The organism is Peptoniphilus asaccharolyticus DSM 20463 (assembly GCF_900176115.1).
Lineage (GTDB): Bacteria > Bacillota > Clostridia > Tissierellales > Peptoniphilaceae > Peptoniphilus > Peptoniphilus asaccharolyticus.
Genome location: NZ_FWWR01000009.1, coordinates 365,836 through 388,492, shown reverse-complemented (window position 1 = coordinate 388,492; position 22,657 = coordinate 365,836). Strand labels below are relative to the sequence as shown.

Here is a 22,657-nt window from a genome sequence, read left to right as displayed (position 1 = left end):
TTAAAATATAATATCATAATTACAAATATATTCATACATAATAAAGCCCCAAGTTTAAAACTAGAGGCTTTATTAGTTTAAATTTAATTGTGTCTTTGGTAAGGTATACCATCTGCACTTGGAGCATTAGAACTCTTTACAAATAGAATTAATGCAAGAAGTGTTATTACATATGGTAGCATTGACAATAAATTTGTATCTAATTTAATTCCAAGGTTACCAAGTATAACTGAAAGACCTTGAGCTGCTCCAAAAACTAAACAAGCTACAAATGCTCCTTGTGGTTTCCAATTACCAAATATAACTGCTGCTAAAGCTATAAATCCTTGACCGGATATTAAAGTTTGTCTGTAGTTAGAAACTATTGCCAAACTCATACTTGCTCCACCAAGTCCTGCTAAAAAACCAGAAGCTAGTACGCAGAAATATTTTATTCTATATGCATTTATACCTAAAGTTTCTGCTGCACGAGGGTGTTCACCAACAGCTCTTATTCTAAGTCCAAGCTTTGTTCTATAAAGTAAATACCACATGATAGCTACAAAGGCAAAAGCTATATATACTATTACGTATTGTTGGAATAATACTTTTAAGTATCTCATCCAAGGATAATTAGCAATCATTTCTTTTGTGAATACTCCCGCAAAAAGTTGTGGAAGTTTGTTTTGAAATGGTATTGATTTACTCATTGCAGCACCATCAAAGAATATTCTACATAAGAATAAAGATAGACCAGGTCCTATTAAATTTATTGCAATACCACTTACCACGTGGTCAGCTTGGAAATTTATAGTAACTACAGCGTGGAATAATGAAAGAGCCATTCCCCCAAGTCCGCCACATAAAAATGCAAGCCATGGATTTCCTGTATAAAATCCAATAGTCGCTCCAACTATAGCTCCTATTGTCATCATACCTTCAAGACCGATGTTTACAACTCCACCATTTTCACTTATAACTCCGCCAAGAGCTGTAAAGATAAGAGGAGCAGAATATAAAAGTGTAATACTTATAATACCTAAAATTGTACTCATTATTTTGCCTCCTTCTTTTTAAATAGCGAACTTATTAATTCTAAAAGTCTTGGCATAGCTATAAAGAATATTATTATACCTATTACAATATCAACTACTTCAGAATATGTGTTAAGTGAAGAATTTAATTTTCCTCCACCATATTTCAATCCAGCAAATAATAATCCAGATGGTATACAAGCAAGAGGATTGTTGCCAGCAATTAAAGCTACTGCCATACCATCGAATCCATAACCTTGTTGTGATGCCATAAGTCCTATGTTACCAGCTACTCCAAGCACCATTATAGCCCCAGCAAGACCTGAGATAGCTCCTGAAATAGACATTGATGTAACTTGATTTCTTTTGATGTCTATACCGCCGTATTCAGCAGCATCTAAATTATATCCAACAGCTTTTAATTGATAACCTAAAGTTGTATTTTTTATAATGTACCAAACTAAAATGGCAACTACTATAGCAATTATAATCCCCCAGTTTAGCGGTGGTCTTAAAACTTGTTTTAAAATACTGTGGTTCATAAGGAAGTTTATTCCTGCATCTGTTCTCTTCCAATTACCTAAAAACTCGATATTTGCAGTTGCATGTATTGGATAAGTTGTATCTGTTCCAACTTTTCTCAAAGTCTTTAAACTCAACATATAATTACTTAGATAAAACGCAATCCAGTTGAACATTATGGAAGAAATTACTTCATTAATCTTAAATTTACTCTTTAAAAGTCCTACAATTCCACCCCATATAGCACCAAATAAAGTACCTACTAAAATGGCAAAGATTGGATGGATAACAGGAGGTAATTTCAAAAGGTAACCTATTAAAAACGCTCCTATAGAACCTACTATATATTGGCCTTCACTTCCGATATTGAATAGGCCTGTCTTAAATGCAAAGGCTACTGAAATACCAGTTAAGATTATCGGAATTGCCTTTACCACTACCCAAGATATATAAGAAGGCTTACCTAAAGCCCCAACTATTATTACCTTGAAAGCTTGTAGAGGATTTATATCGTTTATTATCAAGATAATTGAACCGAATAAAAATCCTAGTAGTACAGATACTACAGTATAAAATAATCTATTTTTATTTTTCATCTGCAGCACCCCCTGCCATTAATAATCCTATTTCTGTTTCATTAGTATCTTCTTTTTTCATTACTTTTGCTATTTTCCCATCGTATATTACTGCAATTCTATCTGATAAAGCTAAAATTTCATCAAGTTCAAAAGATATTAATAGTACTGCTTTGAAATTATTTCTTTGTTCAACTAAAAACTTATGAACGTATTCTATAGCCCCTACATCAAGACCTCTTGTTGGTTGAGCCGCTATTAAAACTTCCGGATTATTTGTTATTTCTCTTGCGATAATAACTTTTTGTTGGTTTCCTCCAGATAAAGCACTTGTCTTTTGATGTATTTCTCTAGGACGTATGTCAAATTTTTCAACCAATTCTTTAGCAAAATTTTCTATTTCTTTATTCTTTAAAATTCCCTTACTTGAAAATTTTTCTTTGTCATAATTTTCTAAAATTAAATTTTCAGAAATATCAAAATCTAATACTAAACCTCTTTTTTGTCTATCTTCCGGTATATTGTATAGACCAGATTCATGAATATCTTTAGGCGATTTATTAGTTATATCTTCACCATTAATTTTTACAATTCCTGAATCTATTTTTTTAAGCCCTGTTATAGCTTCTAAAAGTTCGGATTGACCATTTCCATCCACACCTGCAAGACCTAAAATTTCTCCTTTATAAAGAGTTAAATCAAGGCCTTTTACCATATCTATATTTCTTTGGTCTTTTACTACTAAGTTGCTTATTTCAAGAACTGCTTCACCGTGCTCTTGATTTTTTTTATCTACTTTTAACCCTACACTTCTTCCTACCATCATGTCAGCTAAATCTGACTCAGAAACTTCACTTACATCAACTGTATCTATCTTTTCTCCACGTCTTATTATAGTACATCTATCTGCCATGGCTTTAATTTCTTTTAACTTGTGTGTTATTAAAATAATAGTCTTACCTTGTGTTGAAAGGTTATTGATTATTTTAATAAAGTCATCTATTTCTTGAGGAGTAAGTACTGCTGTTGGTTCGTCAAATATCAATATATTCGCACCTCTGTAAAGTGCCTTAAGAATTTCAACTCTTTGTTGCATACCTACAGATATATTTTCAATTTTTTTATCTGGATCAATATCTAATCCATATCTTTTAGATAGTTCAATTACACTTTCTCTTGCCTTTTTAATATCCAATGATAATCCTGTGGTAGGTTCCATACCAATGATTATATTTTCAACTACTGTAAACGGCTTTATAAGCATAAAATGTTGATGTACCATTCCCAAACCAACTTTTATAGCTTCATTAGGGTCTTTGATATCTACCAAATTCCCATTTATATATATGCTTCCGCTAGTTGGAGAGTAAAGTCCGTAAAGGACATTCATCAAAGTACTTTTACCCGCTCCGTTTTCACCCAAAAGTGCATGTATTTCACCTTTTCTAACATCAAAATTAATATTATTATTAGCTGTAAAATCTCCAAATTTCTTTACAATATTTCTCATATCTACAGCTAATGTATGATTATCCTGATTTTGCACTTCTTCACCATCCTTTTTGTTAATTATACTATAAAAAATTAATTTTAGTAATTAAAAAAAGAGTTTGGAGAAACCCAAACTCTTTAAAACTTAATTTATTTTGCTGCTTCGTAAGTTTCTTTATCAGCAGGGACAGTTATTTCACCACTTATGATTTTTTCTTCAACTTCTTTAACAGCCTTAAGAACTTCTGGTTTAACATTCTTGTCTGAAGTTGGAGCAATACCTACTGCACCTTCATCTTTAAGTCCAAGCTCAATTGTAGTTCCACCTTCAAACTTATTGTTTTCAACAAGTTCTTTAATTACTTGATATACAGCTACGTTAGCATTCTTCATTGCTGAAGTTAATACATTTTCAGGAGCTGCTTCTGATTGGTCTCTATCTACACCGATAACCCATTTGTCAGCTTCTTTAGCTGCTTCAATAACTCCGTCTCCAGCTCCACCAGCTGCATGGAATATAACGTCTGCGCCTTGTTGATACATTTGAGTAGCTATTGCTTTACCCTTTTGAGCATCAGTAAATCCACCAACGTATTGAACTGTAGTTTCGATTTCTTTTCCAAGTTCTTTTGCTGCGTAATCAACACCAGCTCTGAAACCATATTCAAAGTTACCGATAAGTGTACCTTCTTGTCCGCCAACGAATCCAACTTTGTTAGTTTCGGTAGTTCTACCAGCTATATAACCAACTAAGAAAGATGGTTCTTGAGCTCTAAACATAATACCTAATAGGTTGTCAATTGGTTCAGATGGGCTGTGGTCAACTATTGCATATTTAACATCTGGGTTTTGTTTAGCAACTTGTTCTACAACATCTCCCATTTTAAATCCAGCACCTATAACTAAGTTAGCATTTTCATCTAACATACTTTCAAAGTTTGGTAGATAGTCATTTGCATCAGCTGATTCTTTGTAAACTCTCTTGATTCCAAGTTCAGTTTCAGCTTGTCCTATACCTTCATAAACACCTTGGTTAAATGAAGCGTCATTGATTCCACCTTCATCAGTTACAAATCCTACAATTAAATCGCTAGCTTCAGTTGCTGTTTTTCCTGTGTTCGCAGCATCATTCTTTGGTTTATTGCCACCACAAGCAACTAATAACATTGTTGTAGCTATTGCTAGTACAACAAGTAAATTTCTTTTTTTCATACTTACCTCCTAATTAATTTCTTGAACTCATTATATAATATTTAGAGAACCTTTTCAAATAAATTGAAAATGTTTTCTAAAATATATTTTTAGATTTTAAAATTTAATTAAAATATTTAAAATATATTCCTTAAAATGTCTACTTATTAATAAAAACATCCCGACTTTATAATCAGGATGTTCTAGGTTTTATAAATTATATTTTCTCTCTAAAAAACTCTTTCCCACTTCTGGGAATAGCGCATAAGTCAAAACATCTTCTTGTGATTGTGCAACATCAGCTATTTCTTCAATTATCTTAGGAAGACCATCTGATAGATGATTTGCAGGTCTATCAGTTATTACTTCTGCATCTTGAATTATGCTCTTTCTAAAAGCTTCATCAACTGGCACTGGTGTTTGTCCATAAAGCCCTTTTAGATAATCTTTAACTTCATTAGGAACCATTTTATATCTTTGTCCTGTTATAATATTAAACGTAGCTTGTGTACCAACCATTTGACTCATAGGTGTTACAAGTGGTGGAAATCCTAAATCAGCTCTAACTCTTGGAACTTCTTGTAAAACTTCTTCGTATTTATCAAGTTTTTTAAGTCCTGAAAGTTGAGTGTAAAGATTTGAAAGCATTCCACCAGGCACTTGATATATAAGTCCTTTAGGGTCTATAGATAACATCTTAGTAGGAAGAGTCCCTTCAGCTATATACTTTTCTTTTACCTTTTGGAAAAAGCTTGCTAATTCTTCTAAAACTTTCATATTAAGTCTTGTATTATTTCCACTTTCCCTAATCAAAACATCCAATGTTTCAGTTGAAGGTTGAGATGTTCCTCCAGAGAATGGAGATATTGCAGTGTCTATTATATCAATTCCAGCTTCAATACCTTTTAGATAAGTCATTGAACCCATCCCTGTTGTCTCATGAGTGTGTAGTTCAAGAGGTAGATTAGTATTTTTCTTTAGTTCAGTTACTAATTCAAATGCCTTGTACGGAGTTAATATACCCGCCATATCTTTAATAGCAATAGAATCTGCTCCCATCTCTGTAATCTTTGAAACAAGATTTGCAAAGTATTCAACAGTGTGCACTTCAGATGTAGTGTAACTAATTGCAACTTGAGCTTCTGCTCCGTATTTCTTAGTTGCTTGGATTGATGTTTGTAGATTTCTCAAATCATTTAATGCATCAAATATTCTTACAATATCTATACCATTACTAATAGATAACTCTATAAATTTTTCCACTACATCATCTGGATAGTTTTTATATCCAAGTAAATTTTGACCTCTTAATAACATTTGAGTCTTTGTGTTTTTTAAGTTTGACTTTATAAATCTAAGCCTTTCCCATGGATCTTCATCTAAAAATCTTATGCATGAGTCGAAAGTTGCTCCTCCCCAACACTCTAAAGCTCTATAACCGGCATTATCTAAAAGATTTAGAGCATCTTTAAAATCTGATGTTCTCATTCTTGTTGCCATTAAACTTTGATGAGCATCTCTCAATACTGTTTCAGTAAATTCTATAGTTCTTACCATTTTTCCTCCCCAAAATATAACTTATTCGATAAATTAACAATTATAAATTTTTTATACTTTCAAACTATTTCATTATTAATGATATTATAATGTATACCCTTTAACAACATGCTGAAAAGTTTTTAATATTCAACTTATCTATTCACAGTATAGATAAATTAATATAAAAAGCCTTCTTCTATAGAAAAAGGCTTAACATTGTATTTTTATTGTTTTTTTAAGCTTTCAAGTTGTATTTTGGTCAAAGAAATTTGTTCTTCCACTGATTTGGCAGATGGTCCTCCAAACACTTTTCTTTCATTTAAAATATAATCTAAGTCTATATACTTATAGTAATCTTCTTCAAATACATCTGAAAATTCTTTATATTTTTCAAGTGGAATTTCATTTAAACTTAAATTTTCAGAAATTCCATACTTAACAATACTTCCTGTTATATAGTAAGCATCTCTAAACGCCAGCCCTTTTTTCACAAGGTAGTCTGCTGTATCTGTAGCATTTATATATCCCTTATGAGCCATTTCTCTCATTCTTTCAGAATTCACCTTCATAGTTGCCAGCATTCCATTTAATACTTCTATTGATATCTCAAAAGTTTCAACGCTATCAAATAAATATTCCTTGTCTTCCTGCATGTCTTTGTTATAGGCAAGTGGTATTCCCTTTAGCATTGTCATTATTCCCATAAGATTTGAATAAAGACGTGCTGACTTCGCTCTTAAAAGTTCTGCCATATCAGGATTTTTCTTCTGTGGCATTATAGATGAACCACTAGAATATTCATCAGCTATAGTTATAAATTTAAATTCTTGTGAAGAATATATTATAAGTTCTTCGGCAAGTCTTGAAAAATGCATCCCAACATTTGAATAACAGTATAACAATTCTACAACATGGTCTCTATCAGATACTGAGTCCATTGAATTTAAAGTAGGAGATTCGAATTCAAGTTCCTTAGCTGTGAAACTTCTATCTATATTATATGTGGTAGTAGCTAATGCACCTGCGCCAAGAGGACTTGTCATCATTCTCTTCTTAGCATCCTTTATTCTTGAAATGTCTCTTAGAAACATTTGAGCATATGCCATTATATGATGTGCAAATGTAACCGGTTGAGCAATTTGTAAATGTGTATAGCCTGGCATAATAGAATTTAAGTTATCTTTTGCAATTTCAAATATAGTTTCTTCCAATTCTACCAAAGCATCAATTGCCCTTTGAGCGACTTCGATTGTAAATAATTTCACATCTAAAGCAACTTGGTCATTTCTAGATCTTGCAGTGTGTAGTTTTTTACCAGCATCTCCAATTCTATTTGTCAGTTCAGACTCTATAAACATGTGAATATCTTCTGCTTCTTTTGAAAATTCTAATTTGCCAGATTCTATATCTTCAAGGACTGAATCTAGTCCTGAAACTATCTTTTTAAGCTCTTCTTGATTTATTATTCCACATTTCTCTAACATCTTCGCATGAGCTTTAGAACCCTTTATATCAACCTTGTATAATTTATAGTCTGTTCCTATTGAACTATTAAATTCATGTGCTATAGAGGCTGTCTTGCCACTAAATCTTCCTTTATATAAATCCATTACCACTCATTCTTTCTACTTTGTATTGCCTCTATTTTAAGAGGTAGTGCAAATAAGTTTACAAATCCTTGAGAATCATATTGGTCATATACTCCATCTTCTCCAAAAGTAGCAAATTCTTCTGAGAATAGAGAATATTTTGATTCAACTCCATTAGGGATTATATTTCCCTTATATAATTTAAGTTTAACTACACCGCTAACTCTCTTTTGAGTTTCATCCACAAAAGCTTGTAGAGATTCTCTTAGCTTAGAATACCAAAGTCCTTTATATACCTCAGCAGCATATTTAAGAGCCAACATTTGTTTGAATTTTAAAGTATCTCCATCAAGTGTTAAAGATTCTAAAATTTCATGAGCTCTGTATAAAATAGAACCTGCTGGATTTTCATAAATCCCTCTTACCTTTATGCCTGTGATTCTGTTTTCGATTATATCATCAATTCCTATTGCGTGTTCTCCACCAATTTTATTTAATTTCTTTATCAATGAAACTCCGTCCAATTTTTCTCCGTTTATTGAAACTGGCACACCTTCAACAAATTCAATTTCTATTTCTTCAGCTTCGTCTTTTGCATCTTCAAATTTCTTAGATAGAGTTAAGAAATTATCATAGTTTGGTGCATTTGCCGGATCTTCAATTTCTAATCCCTCGTGTGAAATATGCCACAAATTTCTATCTTCTGAATATGCAGAGCCATTATTTTTGTTTATAGGTATATTTCTTTCTGCCGCATAAGCTTCTTCTTCTTCACGAGATTTTATTTCCCAAAATCTCCAAGGAGCAACAATTTTTATATCTGGATCAAAATGTCTTATTGTAGTTTCAAATCTAACTTGGTCATTCCCTTTTCCTGTGCAACCGTGAACTATAGCATCTGCTCCTTCTTTATGAGCTATTTCTATCATACGTCTTCCTATAATAGGTCTTGCAAAGGCTGTTCCTAGCAAATATTGATTTTCATACTTTGCCCCAGCTTTCAATGTATTGAATACAAAATCTTCCACAAATTCTTTTTGGATATCTTCTATATACAATTTTGAAGCACCTGAGCTCAAAGCTTTTTCTTCAAGACCATCAAGTTCTGACTCTTGTCCTACATTACCTGAAACAGCTATTACTTCGCAACCAAAATTTTCTTTTAGCCATGCTATCATAACTGATGTATCTAAGCCCCCAGAATAAGCTAAGACAACTTTCTTTAATTCTAAATTTTTCATAGTATTGTATTCCATAATTTTCCTCCCATAATAAAAAAATCTCTTCCTATTTTTACAAATAGAAAGAGACGATTATCCGCGGTACCACTCCAATTGAGTTAAAATAAATTTAACCCCACTTATAGTTTAACGAAAACTGTACGTGCAATGCTCGAATTCTCACACTGCCATCTCCATGGTCCTACTGCTTTTTCTCATTCTCCATTTCTGACTCACACTCTACTCAGATCGCTTTAACTTCCTTTGAGAAGCACCCACTTCATTGACTTTTTTTATATTTTATATATATTAAACTCCAAATCTATTTGTGTCAAGTATATAATTTTAAAATTTTTTGTCTATATTTTAAATAAATATCAAAAATATACAAGAATACACTCCTACTTTCGTTAAATTGTTGAAAAACTTTTTTCTATTATCATATTATCTGAATAGTAATCTCTTATCGTTCCACTACTTATTGATGCATTAAACCCATGAATGTTAAATTCTATACCCTTTATAAAATTTTTAGGAATTTTAAAATATCCTGTTGCAACAATTGTTATCTTCGTAGTAGGCAAACTTTGAGGTGTATATCCTACTGTTCCCTCTACCCATTGATACTTATTCGTTTCTGTAACAGCTTCACTAAAAATTTCACCTAAAACTTCTGTTATTTCTGCAAAATCTCCATTTCTATAAATCCTTAACGTCGCTTTAACTGAAGCTGAAAACTCAGAATTTTTAGGATATTCTCTTGTTTCGCTTAAATTATAATTTGTAAAGTATCCTCCATTTTTCAATTCAGCTTTAAGATCTTCCTTCTCAATAGAATCTCCATAATATCTTTCACTAATCCTTTTTAGCATTATTGTATCGGGATCATTTGAATAAAAAACTTTTTCTTTATTCTCTTTGTATTCAATAATTCTATCCGCTAAATTATCGATATATTTTTCATCTAAATTATCGATATATTTTTTATCTAAATTTTCTGCACTTACTTTTGAAATTGATTTTTCTTCAGAACTCTTGTCTATGATGTCTTTTGAAACTTCCTGTGCACTATTTTCTTTTTGTTGTTTTAAATTGTTAGTATCTGTTTTCATATACGCTACAATACACACCAAAACAAATATAAAAAATATTATTAGCTTTACAACTTTTTTAAACATACTGTCCCTTCTTTCCTTATCAATTTAAAATAATTTTATGAAATCAATATACATGAGATTCAATTTTCTGATTGAAAATTCAAATAAACATAGTTTAATTGTATCACTTTACTTTAATTATTTGTTATATTGTCTTCAAATTCCATTAATTAGTAACATATATTTGAAATATTTCACTGTAAAACTTTAAATTTACAAGAAATATCTTTACTTTAAAGCAAAAAATTGATATGATAGTGAGAAATTAATAAATAGAAAGGAAGAAAATATGAAACGTAACATTATCTTAATTTCCGCAATGGCACTTTTCTCTATGCTATTTGGGGCAGGAAATTTAATATTTCCTCCAACTCTTGGTAAATTAGCCGGAGACCAATACTTAACTGCCTTTTTAGGCTTTGTAATCACAGGCGTAGGTTTAGTACTGCTGGGAATAGTTTCTACTAGATAATTTATCATAACAAGTGCAACATAAATAAACTCATAGCTAATCAGCTGTGTTAATATGTAAGTGACCAAACAAAACATATTAAAAGGAGTGATTAACTATGAGCTATAACCATCTTACCATAGAAGAAAGATCTTGTATTTACCAATTTTTAAATTTAGGAATGAGTATAAGGAAAATTGCACAAGCACTTAAAAGGTCACCTAGTACAATATCTAGAGAAATTAAAAGAAATTCATCTAAGATAAAAGTTAGTAGGGGAAGTTACACTAAGTACTTTCCGATAAAGGCAAATGATAAATATATTGATAGAAGAAAAGACTGCCATAGAAAAAGTAAATTTTCTAAAGATGTTATTGATTATTTAACTGTAAAGATTAACGAACATTGGTCCCCTGAACAAATATCAAATAGAAACACAAATGAGATTCATGAATTACCATCTACATCAACGATATATAGAATGATACACGCCAAAAAGCTGCCAAAAACTAGTATGAAAAATTTGAGAAGAAAAGCTAAATTTAAAAGGCCAGCAGAAAAAAGAGGAAAATTCAATGATAAAGGTAGAACAATTAAGAAAAGACCTAAAGAGATATACAGAAGGCAAGAATTAGGCCACTGGGAAGCAGATACAGTGGAATCAGGCAGATTAGATCATAAAAGGAAAAGTAGATGTTGTTTCGTAACTTTAGCAGAAAGAAAATCTAGATATTATATAGCAATCCTAGTTGAAAATAGAAAGTCGGAAAGCGTAACACCAGCAATAATAAATGCATTAAAAGATTATCCAAAAGAATTAGTAAAAACAATAACCTTTGATAGAGGTAAAGAATTTTCAGAATTTGAGAAAATAGAAAAAGAATTAGGATGCAAAACTTATTTTTGTGATCCCTATTGTGCATGGCAAAAAGGTACAAATGAAAATAGTAACGGACTTTTGAGGGAGTTTTATCCTAAGGGTATGGATTTATCAGAAGTGAATATTGATGAATTAAATTATAACTTAAGTTTAATGAATAATAGACCTAGAAAATGTATAAAATATAAAACACCTAAAGAAGAACTTTTTGGTCTCTTACCATAGGTGTTGCATTTGATTTGACAATTCGTCACTATAAAAGCAGGTGGTACAATAGAATCATCGGCTAAAAAATTAGGGGCTCCAGCTGCCAAGCTATTCGGAACTCTAATTCTCCTATCAATAGGACCTGGAATCGCAATTCCTAGAACTGCAGCAACTACATTTGAGGTAATAAAAGGTTCTTTATTCCCAAATCTAAATCCAATATTAGTATCTGTTATATTCTTCGGACTTACACTTTTCTTTACATTTAGTCCAAATGGAATCATAGACTCAATCGGAAAATTTTTGACACCTGCTCTTCTTGTAACACTTGCAATTATTATAATCAAAGGAATAACAACTCCAATTGGAGAAATTGTTCCAACAGGTTTTGAAAATGCTTTTAGCTATGGTTTCCAAGAAGGATACCAAACTATGGACATGATAGCTACTTTGGCTTTTACAGTTCTACTTATAGATGGATTTAAAAAGCATGACATATCAGATAGAGATGAAATAGCTTCTCTAACAATGAAATCAGGTATACTTGCCACTCTTGCTCTTGCAGTTGTTTATTTTGGATTAGCTAGAGTTGGAGCTACTGTATCGGGTCTAAACTTACAAGAATATTCAAGAGTTGACTTGCTTTTATATATAGCTGATAGTCTACTTGGATTTGCTGGTAAAGTATTTATCTCATTAGCTATGTCTTTAGCTTGTTTAACTACTTCTATCGGACTTACTTCAACTGTTGCTGATTTCTTTGAGAGATCAACTAACTATAAAGTTAAGTTCGCAGTATGGGCAATTATAAGTACAGTTATAAGCGGTTACTTCTCTATCATGGGAGTTGATAAAATAGTAAGCATTGCAGCTCCAGTACTAATAGGGCTTTATCCTATAGCTATAGTACTTATCTTCTTAAATCTGTTCCCAAATGTATTTACAAAATCAAGTACACATATAGGAGCAGTATTAGGAGCTTGTCTTCCTGCTATAAATTCAATCTTCTCTGCTATAACAGGAAATAGCTTAGTAGATGGAGTAGTGGCTTATCTACCATCATCTCTTCAAACTTTCTACTGGATTATACCAGCAGTAGTTTTAGGAGTTGTGTTTACACTATTTGACAGAAAATAAAACTTTAAAGAATTCTATATTTAAAAATATAGGATTCTTTTTTTCGTTTCATATTAAATTTAACCATAAAAGAGACGGCCTAATAAACTTAGTACCGTCTCTAAAAACTTAATTATTTTCTTTTATTTTTCTTTTTTGACTTTTTATTCATCATTGAACTTATAATTTTATCTCTTTTATTACTTCCCACTAAAGCTGCAAATGCCGTAGCACCTAAATATAATTTTATAAATCCTGATATAGTAGTTGGTAAAGTTACCACCATACCAAACAATACAACAGACAAATATATAAGATATTTATTATTAAATATTATTTGCAACTTATATACTGTAATCGCAGAAAGCCCTATCACCAAGCCTTGTATAAGTGGTATTGCAAACATCAAAAACATAATTAGCTTATTTGCTGCTTGAGATTGTTGAGTTGCCCAGCTTAGCAAAAAATTCAAAATTAAGATAATTGCCAAGCCAGCAAAGTAGATTATAAATGATGTGTACTTATTTTCTTTCATTGTACTCTACTCTTTAAAATTTCGTTTACTACTCCCGGGTTAGCTTTTCCCTTAGATTTTTTCATTACTTGTCCAACTAAGAAGCCAAAAGCTCTGTCTTTTCCATTTTTAATATCTTCAATTGATTGAGGATTTTCGCTTAAAACTTCGTCAACCCATGTTTCAATTTGAGAATCATCTGAAACTTGGATAAGTCCTTTTTCTTCTATGATTTCCATAGGTTTTTTAGAAGTTTCAAACATCTCTCTCAATACTTTTTTACCAGCATTGTTATTTATCTTTCCAGATTTTATAACACTTAATAGCTCAATGAAATCTTTTGTTTCAAATGATAATTTAAAGCCTTCTTCTAAATCATCTACACGTCTTAGAACTTCTGTCATTATCCAATTGCTTATCATGTTATAGTCATTAAAACTATTTGCTATTTCTTCAAAGTAATTTGACAATTGCTTAGTTGCTGTAAGAATTTTTGAATCGTATTCTGAAAGACCATATTGTTTCATGAATCTTTCCTTCTTAGCTTCTGGAAGCTCTGGAAGTTGCTTTCTAACGCTTTCTATATACTCGTCATCAATCACTACAGGAACTAAATCTCCTTCTGGAGCAAATCTATAGTCCGCAGCTGTATACTTAACTCTCATAAGCACAGTTTCGTTGTTCACATCATCCCAACGTCTTGTAGTCTTTGGCTCATCTTCGTTGTTTTCAAGCAACTTTATATGTCTTTCAACTTCATAATCTATAGCTTTTTCAACCGCTCTAAATGAGTTCAAGTTTTTAACTTCTGTAACATTTGTCTTTCTGCCAGTTTCTTCGTCTTTGACATTTACGTTTACGTCACATCTTAAAGAACCTTCTTCCATCTTAACGTCTGAAACGCCAATATATTTTAAAGTATTCTTTAATTTTTCAAGGAATTCTCTTCCTTCTCTACCTGAATTCATATCTGGTTTAGAAACTATTTCTATAAGAGGAACTCCACATCTGTTGTAATCAAGTAGAGTCTCATCATCTGAATGTAAAGACTTTCCAGTATCTTCTTCCATTTGAATTTGGAAAATACCTACTTTTTTAAATCCTTCATCTCCATCAATTTCCAAATATCCTTCAGTACAGATTGGCATATCATTTTGTGTTATTTGGAATCCTTTAGTTAAATCAGGATAGAAATAATTTTTTCTGTCAAATTTAGATCTGTGGTTTATAGTACAATTTAATGCTAAACCAGACATTACTGTATAGTTCACAACTTGTTCATTTAAAACAGGTGTAGCTCCTGGAAGCGCTAAACATACAGGACATACTCTTGAGTTTGGTTCTCCCCCAAAAGCATTTTCACAACTACAAAAAGCTTTAGTCTTAGTTGAAAGTTCAACGTGAATTTCAAGACCAACAATTGTTTTATAACCCATTATTTAACACCCCTTTCTAATCCTGCTCCAGCTTTAATACACTTAATGTCATTAAATCTGCTTGCTGTTAAAATTATTCCTGTAGGGAAATTACCACTATTAAAAGGTACACTTATAGATGGACACCCTGACATATTAGCTGGAATAGTAAATAAATCTGCTTGATACATTTCAACAGGTGTCATATCTGACTCTATTTCAAAAGGTAGTACAGGTGCTGTTGGACTCACCAATAAATCGAAGTTTTTAAATATTTCTTCGTATTCATTCTTGATAAGAGTTCTGACCTTCATAGCTTTATAGTAGTATTCATTTGCCAAGTCTAAACTCAATATGTGAGTACCTACCATAATTCTCTTCTTAACTTCGTCTCCAAATCCTTCTGCTCTACTCTTCTTGAACATTTCATCGTATGAAGCATAGTTTTGTTCTGTTCTATGTCCATATCTTAGAGAATCAAGTCTAGCCATATTAGAAGAAATTTCTCCATTTACTAAGATGTGGTAAGTTTGTATTGTGTATTCAAGAGATTTTAATGATACCTCTTCAATTTTAGCTCCAGAATTTTTTAAAATTTCAATTGTCTCTCTGTAGTTTTTCATTATAGTTGAGTCCAATTCCATATTTAAGTACTCTTTTGGAACTGCTATTTTCATATCTTTTAGATAGTTTTTTTCATAGTCTATATTTTCTAAAATAGATTTGTTTTCAACTGAAGTTGCATCTCTATTATCTCTGCCTGCTATAGCTTTCATCAATAGATGAGCATCTTCAACATCTCTACCCATAGTTCCAACAGTATCAAAAGTATTTGCCATACTTGCTACACCATATCTAGATACTGTTCCATAAGTAGGTTTAAAGCCTACAATCCCACAGAAACTAGCTGGTTGTCTTGTAGACCCACCAGTATCTGTTCCTATAGCTATAGCTGCCTCTTCTGCTGCTACAGCGGCCGCAGAACCACCACTTGATCCCCCTGGTACAAGCTTTGTATCCAATGGATTTTTAGTGTTTCCAAAATATGATGTTTTAGTTGCTGCACCCATTGCAAATTCATCCATGTTAACTTTACCTAACACAACTCCATCAGCTTCTAGAATCTTTTCAGAAACATTTGAATTATATGGTGAGATGAAATTTTCCAACATTTTGGATGCACAAGTCATTCTTACGTCCTTAACTGCAACATTATCTTTTATAGCAGTTGGAATACCTGCAAGAATTCCCAATTCTTCTCTATTTTCATATTTTCTATCAACTTTTTTGGCGTGCTCCATAGCTAAGTCTTCAGTTACTGTAATATAGGCATTAATTTCTTGATCTTTTTCTATTATATTTTTTAAATAAGCCTCTGTAACTTCTCTACAGCTGAAGTCTCTATTTTCGTATCCTTTTATAAGCTCATGGCCCTTTAATTTTGTTAAATCCATTTTGCCTCCTACTCTACAAACTTAATTATTTTAAAATAACCGTATTTTTCTTCAGCTGTGTTCTTAGTAGCTTCTTCAACTTCCAAACTATTCTTAATTTCATCAGCTCTTAGATTGTTTACAGTGTCATTTACATGAAAAGTCATATCTAACTCTTCTAAATTTAAATTCTTTATCTCATCTATTAAGCCAAATGTTTCATTAAAATTTTCTTGAAAACCATTTAATTCTTCTTCTGTGAATTCTATCATGGCTATATCCGCAATATGCTTAATTTCTTCAAGATTCATAGCTTCCCCCTAACATTTTGTTTAATTCTTCTTCATCTATCACTTTTATATTTAAATCAATTGCCTTTTGATATTTTGAACCAGCGCTTTCCCCAGCAATCACATAATCTGTATTTTTGCTAACTGCTGAAACTATTTTTGCGCCTTTTGACTCCAGTATACTTTCCAATTCTTTCCTTGGCATAGATAGAGTTCCAGTTATTACAACTTTCTTATCTGTGAATGCTGAGCTCTCCATAACAACCTCTTCATAAATAGGTGTTACTCCAAGTTCTATTAACTCATCTATTGAAGCTGAAATCTTCTCATCATTTAAAAACTCTACTATATCCTTCGCAGTAATTGGCCCCATATCTTCAATTTGTACTAAATCATCATATTCTGCCTGTCTAAAATTGTCAAAAGTTTTGTAATAGTTTGCCAAATCTGTGGCGCTCTTTATTCCAACATTTCTTATTCCAATGGCATATATAAAGTTATTCAGATTTACTTTCTTTGAGTTTTCAATTGCGCTAAGTAAATTATTTACCTTTTTATCCTTAAATCCTCTTAACTTAAGTAAATCTTCACTATTTAGTCTGTATAAATCTGGAATTTCTCTTATATTTAATTCACTTAAAAGTTGAGATATGGTCTTCTCACTAAGTCCCTCTATGTTCATAGCATCTCTTGAAGCAAAGTGAGTCAGTCTTGATACTAACTGCGGTACACAACTCATAGTGTTCGGGCAGAATATATGCACCCCGTCCTGATAGAGTTCGCTTCCACAATAAGGACAATTTAAAGGTTTATCAATTTTTTGAGTTTCTTCATCTGTCGGTACAGATCCCAATATCTCTGGTATGACATCATTTGAACGTCTTAAAATAACATTTCCACCTATTTCAACTTTTTTTCTTAAAATATCGTCATAGTTATTAAGTGTTGCTCTTTGAATGGTCACCCCACCTATTTCTACCGGTTCAAGAATTGCAGACGGTGTAACTTTAGAAGTTCTTCCTACATTCCAGACAACATCTAATAGTTTTGTCACAACTTCTTCAGCTTCAAATTTATAAGCTATTGCCCATCTTGGAAACTTATTGGTATAACCTAACTTTTCCCTAAGTTCAAAGTTATTTACCTTTACAGTGACTCCATCAATTAATATGTCTAAGCTATTTCTAATTTCTCCAATCATATTAATCTTCTGTATGACTTCATCCATAGTTTTACAATAGTAATAGTGAGAGTCAACCTTAAATCTATTTTCTCTCAAAAATGCCTTCATATCAAGGTCAGATTTGAATTCCACACCTTCGATATAACCTATATTATAAAAATTCGCAGTTAAATTTCTCTGAGCTGTTACCTTTGGGTCCAGATTTCTAAGAGCCCCTGCTGCTGCATTCCTAGCATTTTTTAGTTTTTCATCATGCGTTTCATTATATCTATCCAGTTCTTTAAGAGGCATTAACCCCTCTCCTTGAACTTCCATAGTGCCTTTATAATCTATAGTTAGTGGAATTGAATATATTGTCTTGATTTGTTCTAAAATCTTCTCTCCAACACTTCCATTTCCTCTTGTAGCTGCAGTAAATAGTTTTCCATCTCTATAGGTTAAATTTATAGTAAGCCCATCAAATTTCAACTCCACTACATAATCCAGTTCAATTTCCATAAGTTGAGCAGTTCTATAGTTTCTCTCGTGCCAAGAAACTACTTCCTCTATGCTTTGAGCTTTATTCATTGAATAAAGTTGGTGTATATGCTCATGTTTTTCGAACTTATCAAGTATCTCTGCACCAATTCTATTAGTTGGAGAGTCTTCTAAAACTATCCCTGTTGAAATCTCCAGAGCTTTTAATTCGTCATACAATTTATCATACTCTTTATCTGACACAGAAGGGTCATCCAAAGTATAGTATCTATAATTGTGTTCGTTTAATAATTTAACTAACTCTTTTATTCTATCCATTTAATCCACCAATGTCAGAGGTGCCATTGAAAGCATAAGTCTCTTTAGTCCCTTGCCCTCAAATGAAACCACTATTTCATAGTCATCGCCCTTTTCTGTCTTCGATACTATCATACCCGTTTTCCACTTTTTATGGAATACCTTATCTCCAACTGAAAGCTCTAATACGGCTTTGTCTACTGGTTTCTTTTCTTCTTTTTTAGGTTGGTACTGTGTAAAATCTTTTACTTCCACTAAGTGGGCTCTTGATCTATATTCAACTTCTGGCTTTACTTTATCTAAATCTTCTCCCATTTCATTTATAAATCTTGATTCTAAACTAGGAGTAGTTCTTCCATACATTGTTCTAGTTTCAGCTGAACTTATATATAGCTCTTCTTCAGCTCTAGTCACTGCAACATAGCACAATCTTCTTTCCTCTTCTACTTCTTCATCTTCTTCAATCGATCTAGCAGATGGGAATAGTTTTTCTTCTAAGCCCACAAGAAAGACAACTTTAAACTCCAAACCTTTTGAAGCGTGTATAGTCATTAAATTTACGCCTTTATCTTCACTAGATTTATCAACATCTGATAGCAGAGAAACTCCTGCCAAGAAATCTTCTAAAGTAACTAAGGGATCTCTTCTTTCGCTTTCTACGGCAGTGGACAATAATTCTTTTATATTTTCTATTCTAGTTCTAGACTCTACAGTATTTTCAGCCTCTAACTCTCTTACATATCCAGATTCATATATTACTCTTTCTATAAATTCCGAAAGGCACAAATCTTCTATGTGATTTCTAAGTAGCTCTATTAAATCTCTAAACTCTTTAAGCTTTTTCTGAGCTCTTAATTGTAATTCTTCAACGCATTCTTTATCTGCTATAACATCGTATAGACTCATTCCCCTTTGAGATGCGTATTCAGCAATTTTAGCAGTCGTACTATCCCCTATACCACGCTTAGGGACGTTTATTATTCTCAGTAAGGCTACATCATCACTTGTGTTTTGTATAAGCTTTAAATAGGCCATAATGTCCTTAACTTCTTTTCTATCGTAGAACTTAAGTCCACCTATCATTCTGTAAGGTATTGTCTCTCTTACTAAAGCCTCTTCAAAACCTCTTGATTGAGCATTGGTTCTATATAGTATAGCCATGTCCGAATAGCTATATCCTTTATAATTCAGTTGTTGGATTCTCTGTACTACGCCATGTTCTTCTTCTGATGAATGTCTAAACTGTCTGTACTTTACTTTCTCTCCAGCACCTTTTGAGCTCCAAAGATTTTTATCTCTTCTGTTAGGGTTATAGCTTATAACATTATTAGCTATATTTAGTATATTTGTAGTTGATCTATAGTTCTGCTCTAGTAAAATAACTTTTGCATCTTTAAAATCTCTTTCAAAGTTTAAAATATTTGATATATCGGCCCCTCTCCATGCATAAATGGATTGGTCATTATCTCCTACAACTGTGATATTAGGATTTTCTCCACTTATCAATCTTACAAATCTATATTGCATATTATTTGTATCTTGGTACTCATCTACAAAAACATATTTAAATTTCAAGTTATAGAATTTTCTAATATCTTCATTTTCTTCTAACAACTCAACTGTCTTTATAATCAAGTCGTCAAAATCAAGTGCATTATTACTCTTTAATTTAGATTGATATAGAGAATAAATTTCTCCTACATTTCTAGCGAAATAATCAGCATAGTGTTCTTTTATATACTTATCCGGATCTATATCTTCATTTTTTAATTGAGAAATAGTTGAAAGTATACCCCTACTCTTGTATACATCCTTGCTCAAATTAAGTTCTTTTATACAATCTGACACAAGAGTGTTTTGATCCCCCGAATCGTAAATTGTAAAATTAGATGAATATCCTATTCTCTCTATATTTTTTCTCAGTATTCTCATACAAATTGAGTGGAATGTTCCTATCCACATAGAGCTAGCTTCTTCATCTATCAATTTATCCACTCTTTCCAACATCTCTTTAGCAGCCTTATTTGTAAAAGTGATTGCTAAAATTGAACTAGGAAATATGTTCTTTTCTTCTATTAGGTAAGCTATTTTATTTGTAACTACTTTTGTCTTTCCTGAACCCGCTCCGGCTAATATTAAAACAGCACCTTCCGTTTGATAAAGCGCTTCGCTTTGACTATCGTTTAAATCTTTATAATTCATCTTATTCACCTATAATCTCTCTAACAATTTGCGACGCCATAATCATTCCACACACTGGCGGAACAAATGAAATCGAACCTGGAGTAGAACTTTTTTCTAAATTATATAATGGCTTTCTTGGTAGCTCTGTAGAAAAAACACATTTGAGCTTCTTAACTCTCGCCTCTTTAAGTTTTTTTCTCATAACCTTAGCTAACGGATCACTGTGTGTCTTAGATATGTCCGCTACTAAAAATTTTGTAGGATCTAGTCTATTCCCAGCACCCATTGATGAAATCAACTTCACTTTTTTATCTTCACATATTTTTGCAAGCATTACCTTTGAATTCACAGAATCAATAGCATCTGCAACATAAGTATATTCTTCTAAGTTAAATTCCTCTATTGTTGACTCGTTTAATTCCTTAAAAAAAGCATTACACTTCAAATTTGGATTGATACTGATAAGTCTCTTCTTAGTCTCTTCAACTTTAGATTTTCCAACAGACTCCATCGTGGCCATAACTTGTCTATTTAAGTTTGTTATATCAAATACATCTCTATCCACAATGTCTATCTGTCCAATTCCAGCTCTTGTAAGACTCTCCACAAGGCCTCCACCTACTCCACCTACTCCAAAAACTAAAACTTTAGCATTATTTAATTTTTTTATATTATCATTACCTATTATCATCTCTGATCTTTGTAAAAAATCCATAACCTATAAAGGTGAAGGTCTCCCTTCACCTCTGTATATTCACCTCAACAATATATCCATTTTCTACTTTTGCATCAAAAGTTACTATATCGCCTACATTATAATTATTTATTGTCTTAATTTCGACATCACTTCCTGAAACTATCTCAAGATTATTTGACACCAAAATATTTATATTCAATTTATTAATATTATTTTCTAATGACTTGCCAGTAACTCTACCGACAAATTTAGCATTGTATTTTTCATAATTTAAGTATGAATGAACTTGTATCTCTTTGACAACTCCATGACTATGCTTTAAAGTTACCCTTTCTCCATTTAATCTATTCGCTTCAGAGAATACGTATCCGTTCAATCCTCTCACTTTAGTAGAAGAAGATATAGTATATCCCTTAGATAAAACTTTAATCATATTTTTATTAGTGTCTACAGATTCAACTACTCCTGAAATTTCTTCTAAATTACTTTCTATGCGTAACTCTCCAACGCCATCTTTATTCTTATCATCATCTATTAACTCTTCAGGCTTAATAGAATTTTTTTCTAAATATTTCAATGACTTAGCAGTAATAGAAACAACTTCAGCTCTTCTTATATAACTTGAGCCATTAAACTTACCTTCACTACCTGTTGCAGAAAAAATTCCATTTTCAACTAAATTAGATAAATATCCAAGAGTTACTTGTGGTACGTTTTCTAAATCTGAATGTTTTAAAAATGAGCTACTTCCATTTCCATTAAATCCAAAGGCTCTTCCGAAATAAACTGTTACAGAATTTCTGTTTGGATAAATAGGATTCTTATCCTTTAAAAATCCTCTGCTGTCAGCTTCTCTTAGCGTATTTTCAGTTATTATATTATTTTTCAATGCATACACTACAGAATCATGAGCCCAAGTTGGCACATTATATTTTTTTACCACTTCTAAATAACTTGCCTTAGCTTCTTCCAATTCTGATGCAGAAGGTTGCTTAATATTTTTTATAACCTGCATAATTTCTAAAAAAGAAACTGGATTATTTGGTCTAAAATCACCTTCCGGATAACCGCCAAATATTCCTCTATTGGAAAGTGTATTCAACTCTGAATATATCCATTTGAATTGACCATTCTTAGTTACATCTTTAAAAGACTTAGCATATACTGAAGTGCTAAACAAAGTAACAGCACTCAAAACTATAGCCGTAAATTTCAT

The 22,657-nt window shown here is 31.9% G+C and carries 19 protein-coding genes; 3 read left to right on the top strand and 16 right to left on the bottom strand.

The annotated features are described in order from the left end of the window. Positions 1 to 83 precede the first annotated feature (83 nt). The 8 genes from B8869_RS02525 to B8869_RS02490 all read right to left on the bottom strand — a co-directional run bounded on the left by B8869_RS02525 (position 84) and on the right by B8869_RS02490 (position 10,318). Complete coding sequence (locus B8869_RS02525) at positions 84 to 1,034, bottom strand: ABC transporter permease (protein WP_084230173.1); 951 nt, start codon at positions 1,032 to 1,034, stop codon at positions 84 to 86. Next, positions 1,034 to 2,131, bottom strand: coding sequence for an ABC transporter permease (locus B8869_RS02520; RefSeq protein WP_084230172.1), 1,098 nt, complete (start codon positions 2,129 to 2,131; stop codon positions 1,034 to 1,036). The genes B8869_RS02525 and B8869_RS02520 overlap by 1 nt, the downstream gene beginning before the upstream one ends. Continuing rightward, complete coding sequence (locus tag B8869_RS02515) at positions 2,121 to 3,620, bottom strand: ABC transporter ATP-binding protein (RefSeq protein ID WP_084231040.1); 1,500 nt, start codon at positions 3,618 to 3,620, stop codon at positions 2,121 to 2,123. The genes B8869_RS02520 and B8869_RS02515 overlap by 11 nt, the downstream gene beginning before the upstream one ends. Before the next feature lie 131 nt (positions 3,621 to 3,751). Next, entirely contained in the window at positions 3,752 to 4,813 is a 1,062-nt protein-coding gene (locus B8869_RS02510; RefSeq protein WP_084230171.1) for a BMP family lipoprotein, read from the bottom strand. 189 nt (positions 4,814 to 5,002) lie between these two features. After that, entirely contained in the window at positions 5,003 to 6,349 is a 1,347-nt protein-coding gene (locus B8869_RS02505) for an oxaloacetate decarboxylase subunit alpha (RefSeq protein WP_084230170.1), read from the bottom strand. A gap of 206 nt (positions 6,350 to 6,555) precedes the next feature. Continuing rightward, positions 6,556 to 7,941 (bottom strand): argininosuccinate lyase, encoded by a 1,386-nt coding sequence (gene argH / locus B8869_RS02500; RefSeq protein ID WP_084230169.1) that lies wholly within the window; start codon positions 7,939 to 7,941, stop codon positions 6,556 to 6,558. Continuing rightward, positions 7,941 to 9,176, bottom strand: coding sequence for an argininosuccinate synthase (locus B8869_RS02495; RefSeq protein ID WP_234989725.1), 1,236 nt, complete (start codon positions 9,174 to 9,176; stop codon positions 7,941 to 7,943). Before B8869_RS02495 ends, argH begins: the two co-directional genes overlap by 1 nt. A gap of 374 nt (positions 9,177 to 9,550) precedes the next feature. Further along, positions 9,551 to 10,318 (bottom strand): hypothetical protein, encoded by a 768-nt coding sequence (locus tag B8869_RS02490; protein WP_084230168.1) that lies wholly within the window; start codon positions 10,316 to 10,318, stop codon positions 9,551 to 9,553. 268 nt (positions 10,319 to 10,586) lie between these two features. Here B8869_RS02490 and B8869_RS02485 point away from each other — a divergent pair, with 268 nt between their 5' ends. From B8869_RS02485 to B8869_RS02475, 3 genes are all read left to right on the top strand, one after another. After that, positions 10,587 to 10,769, top strand: a complete 183-nt coding sequence (locus B8869_RS02485) for a branched-chain amino acid transport system II carrier protein (protein WP_084230167.1) — start codon at positions 10,587 to 10,589, stop codon at positions 10,767 to 10,769. A gap of 97 nt (positions 10,770 to 10,866) precedes the next feature. Beyond that, on the top strand, positions 10,867 to 11,853 hold the full coding sequence (locus tag B8869_RS02480) for an IS30 family transposase (protein WP_084229742.1): 987 nt from the start codon (positions 10,867 to 10,869) through the stop codon (positions 11,851 to 11,853). 30 nt (positions 11,854 to 11,883) lie between these two features. Further along, the gene (locus tag B8869_RS02475; protein WP_084230166.1) at positions 11,884 to 12,972 is read left to right on the top strand and encodes a branched-chain amino acid transport system II carrier protein; all 1,089 of its coding nucleotides are present in this window, start codon (positions 11,884 to 11,886) and stop codon (positions 12,970 to 12,972) included. Between the two features lie 112 nt (positions 12,973 to 13,084). On the opposite strand, the gene B8869_RS02470 is transcribed toward B8869_RS02475, so the two are convergent. Genes B8869_RS02470 through B8869_RS02435 form a run of 8 tightly spaced genes read right to left on the bottom strand, consistent with a single transcriptional unit; the run spans position 13,085 to position 22,657 of the window. Next, the gene (locus B8869_RS02470; RefSeq protein WP_084230165.1) at positions 13,085 to 13,486 is read right to left on the bottom strand and encodes a hypothetical protein; all 402 of its coding nucleotides are present in this window, start codon (positions 13,484 to 13,486) and stop codon (positions 13,085 to 13,087) included. Next, complete coding sequence (gatB, locus tag B8869_RS02465; RefSeq protein ID WP_084230164.1) at positions 13,483 to 14,901, bottom strand: Asp-tRNA(Asn)/Glu-tRNA(Gln) amidotransferase subunit GatB; 1,419 nt, start codon at positions 14,899 to 14,901, stop codon at positions 13,483 to 13,485. Before gatB ends, B8869_RS02470 begins: the two co-directional genes overlap by 4 nt. Continuing rightward, a complete protein-coding gene (gene gatA / locus B8869_RS02460; RefSeq protein WP_084230163.1) occupies positions 14,901 to 16,334 on the bottom strand; it encodes an Asp-tRNA(Asn)/Glu-tRNA(Gln) amidotransferase subunit GatA in 1,434 nt (477 codons plus the stop codon). The genes gatB and gatA overlap by 1 nt, the downstream gene beginning before the upstream one ends. 8 nt (positions 16,335 to 16,342) lie before the next feature. Beyond that, positions 16,343 to 16,624 (bottom strand): Asp-tRNA(Asn)/Glu-tRNA(Gln) amidotransferase subunit GatC, encoded by a 282-nt coding sequence (gatC, locus tag B8869_RS02455; protein WP_084230162.1) that lies wholly within the window; start codon positions 16,622 to 16,624, stop codon positions 16,343 to 16,345. Further along, positions 16,614 to 18,581, bottom strand: coding sequence for an NAD-dependent DNA ligase LigA (ligA, locus tag B8869_RS02450; RefSeq protein WP_084230161.1), 1,968 nt, complete (start codon positions 18,579 to 18,581; stop codon positions 16,614 to 16,616). Before ligA ends, gatC begins: the two co-directional genes overlap by 11 nt. After that, the gene (locus B8869_RS02445) at positions 18,582 to 20,762 is read right to left on the bottom strand and encodes an ATP-dependent helicase (protein WP_084230160.1); all 2,181 of its coding nucleotides are present in this window, start codon (positions 20,760 to 20,762) and stop codon (positions 18,582 to 18,584) included. It abuts the gene before it with no gap. Position 20,763: 1 nt separating this feature from the next. Further along, the gene (locus tag B8869_RS02440; protein ID WP_234989724.1) at positions 20,764 to 21,435 is read right to left on the bottom strand and encodes a tRNA threonylcarbamoyladenosine dehydratase; all 672 of its coding nucleotides are present in this window, start codon (positions 21,433 to 21,435) and stop codon (positions 20,764 to 20,766) included. 49 nt (positions 21,436 to 21,484) lie between these two features. Next, positions 21,485 to 22,657, bottom strand: coding sequence for an S-layer homology domain-containing protein (locus B8869_RS02435; protein WP_234989800.1), 1,173 nt, complete (start codon positions 22,655 to 22,657; stop codon positions 21,485 to 21,487).

Coding starts and splice junctions, on each gene's coding strand:
- B8869_RS02485 (WP_084230167.1), top strand. CDS start 10,587: ATGAAACGTAACATTATCTTAATTTCCGCAATGGCACTTTTCTCTATG.
- gatC (WP_084230162.1), bottom strand. CDS start 16,624: ATGAATCTTGAAGAAATTAAGCATATTGCGGATATAGCCATGATAGAA.
- gatB (WP_084230164.1), bottom strand. CDS start 14,901: ATGGGTTATAAAACAATTGTTGGTCTTGAAATTCACGTTGAACTTTCA.
- B8869_RS02510 (WP_084230171.1), bottom strand. CDS start 4,813: ATGAAAAAAAGAAATTTACTTGTTGTACTAGCAATAGCTACAACAATG.
- B8869_RS02515 (WP_084231040.1), bottom strand. CDS start 3,620: ATGAGAAATATTGTAAAGAAATTTGGAGATTTTACAGCTAATAATAAT.
- B8869_RS02505 (WP_084230170.1), bottom strand. CDS start 6,349: ATGGTAAGAACTATAGAATTTACTGAAACAGTATTGAGAGATGCTCAT.
- B8869_RS02525 (WP_084230173.1), bottom strand. CDS start 1,034: ATGAGTACAATTTTAGGTATTATAAGTATTACACTTTTATATTCTGCT.
- ligA (WP_084230161.1), bottom strand. CDS start 18,581: ATGGATAGAATAAAAGAGTTAGTTAAATTATTAAACGAACACAATTAT.
- B8869_RS02495 (WP_234989725.1), bottom strand. CDS start 9,176: ATGGAATACAATACTATGAAAAATTTAGAATTAAAGAAAGTTGTCTTA.
- B8869_RS02435 (WP_234989800.1), bottom strand. CDS start 22,657: ATGAAATTTACGGCTATAGTTTTGAGTGCTGTTACTTTGTTTAGCACT.
- gatA (WP_084230163.1), bottom strand. CDS start 16,334: ATGGATTTAACAAAATTAAAGGGCCATGAGCTTATAAAAGGATACGAA.
- B8869_RS02480 (WP_084229742.1), top strand. CDS start 10,867: ATGAGCTATAACCATCTTACCATAGAAGAAAGATCTTGTATTTACCAA.
- B8869_RS02445 (WP_084230160.1), bottom strand. CDS start 20,762: ATGAATTATAAAGATTTAAACGATAGTCAAAGCGAAGCGCTTTATCAA.
- B8869_RS02470 (WP_084230165.1), bottom strand. CDS start 13,486: ATGAAAGAAAATAAGTACACATCATTTATAATCTACTTTGCTGGCTTG.
- argH (WP_084230169.1), bottom strand. CDS start 7,941: ATGGATTTATATAAAGGAAGATTTAGTGGCAAGACAGCCTCTATAGCA.
- B8869_RS02520 (WP_084230172.1), bottom strand. CDS start 2,131: ATGAAAAATAAAAATAGATTATTTTATACTGTAGTATCTGTACTACTA.
- B8869_RS02440 (WP_234989724.1), bottom strand. CDS start 21,435: ATGATAATAGGTAATGATAATATAAAAAAATTAAATAATGCTAAAGTT.
- B8869_RS02490 (WP_084230168.1), bottom strand. CDS start 10,318: ATGTTTAAAAAAGTTGTAAAGCTAATAATATTTTTTATATTTGTTTTG.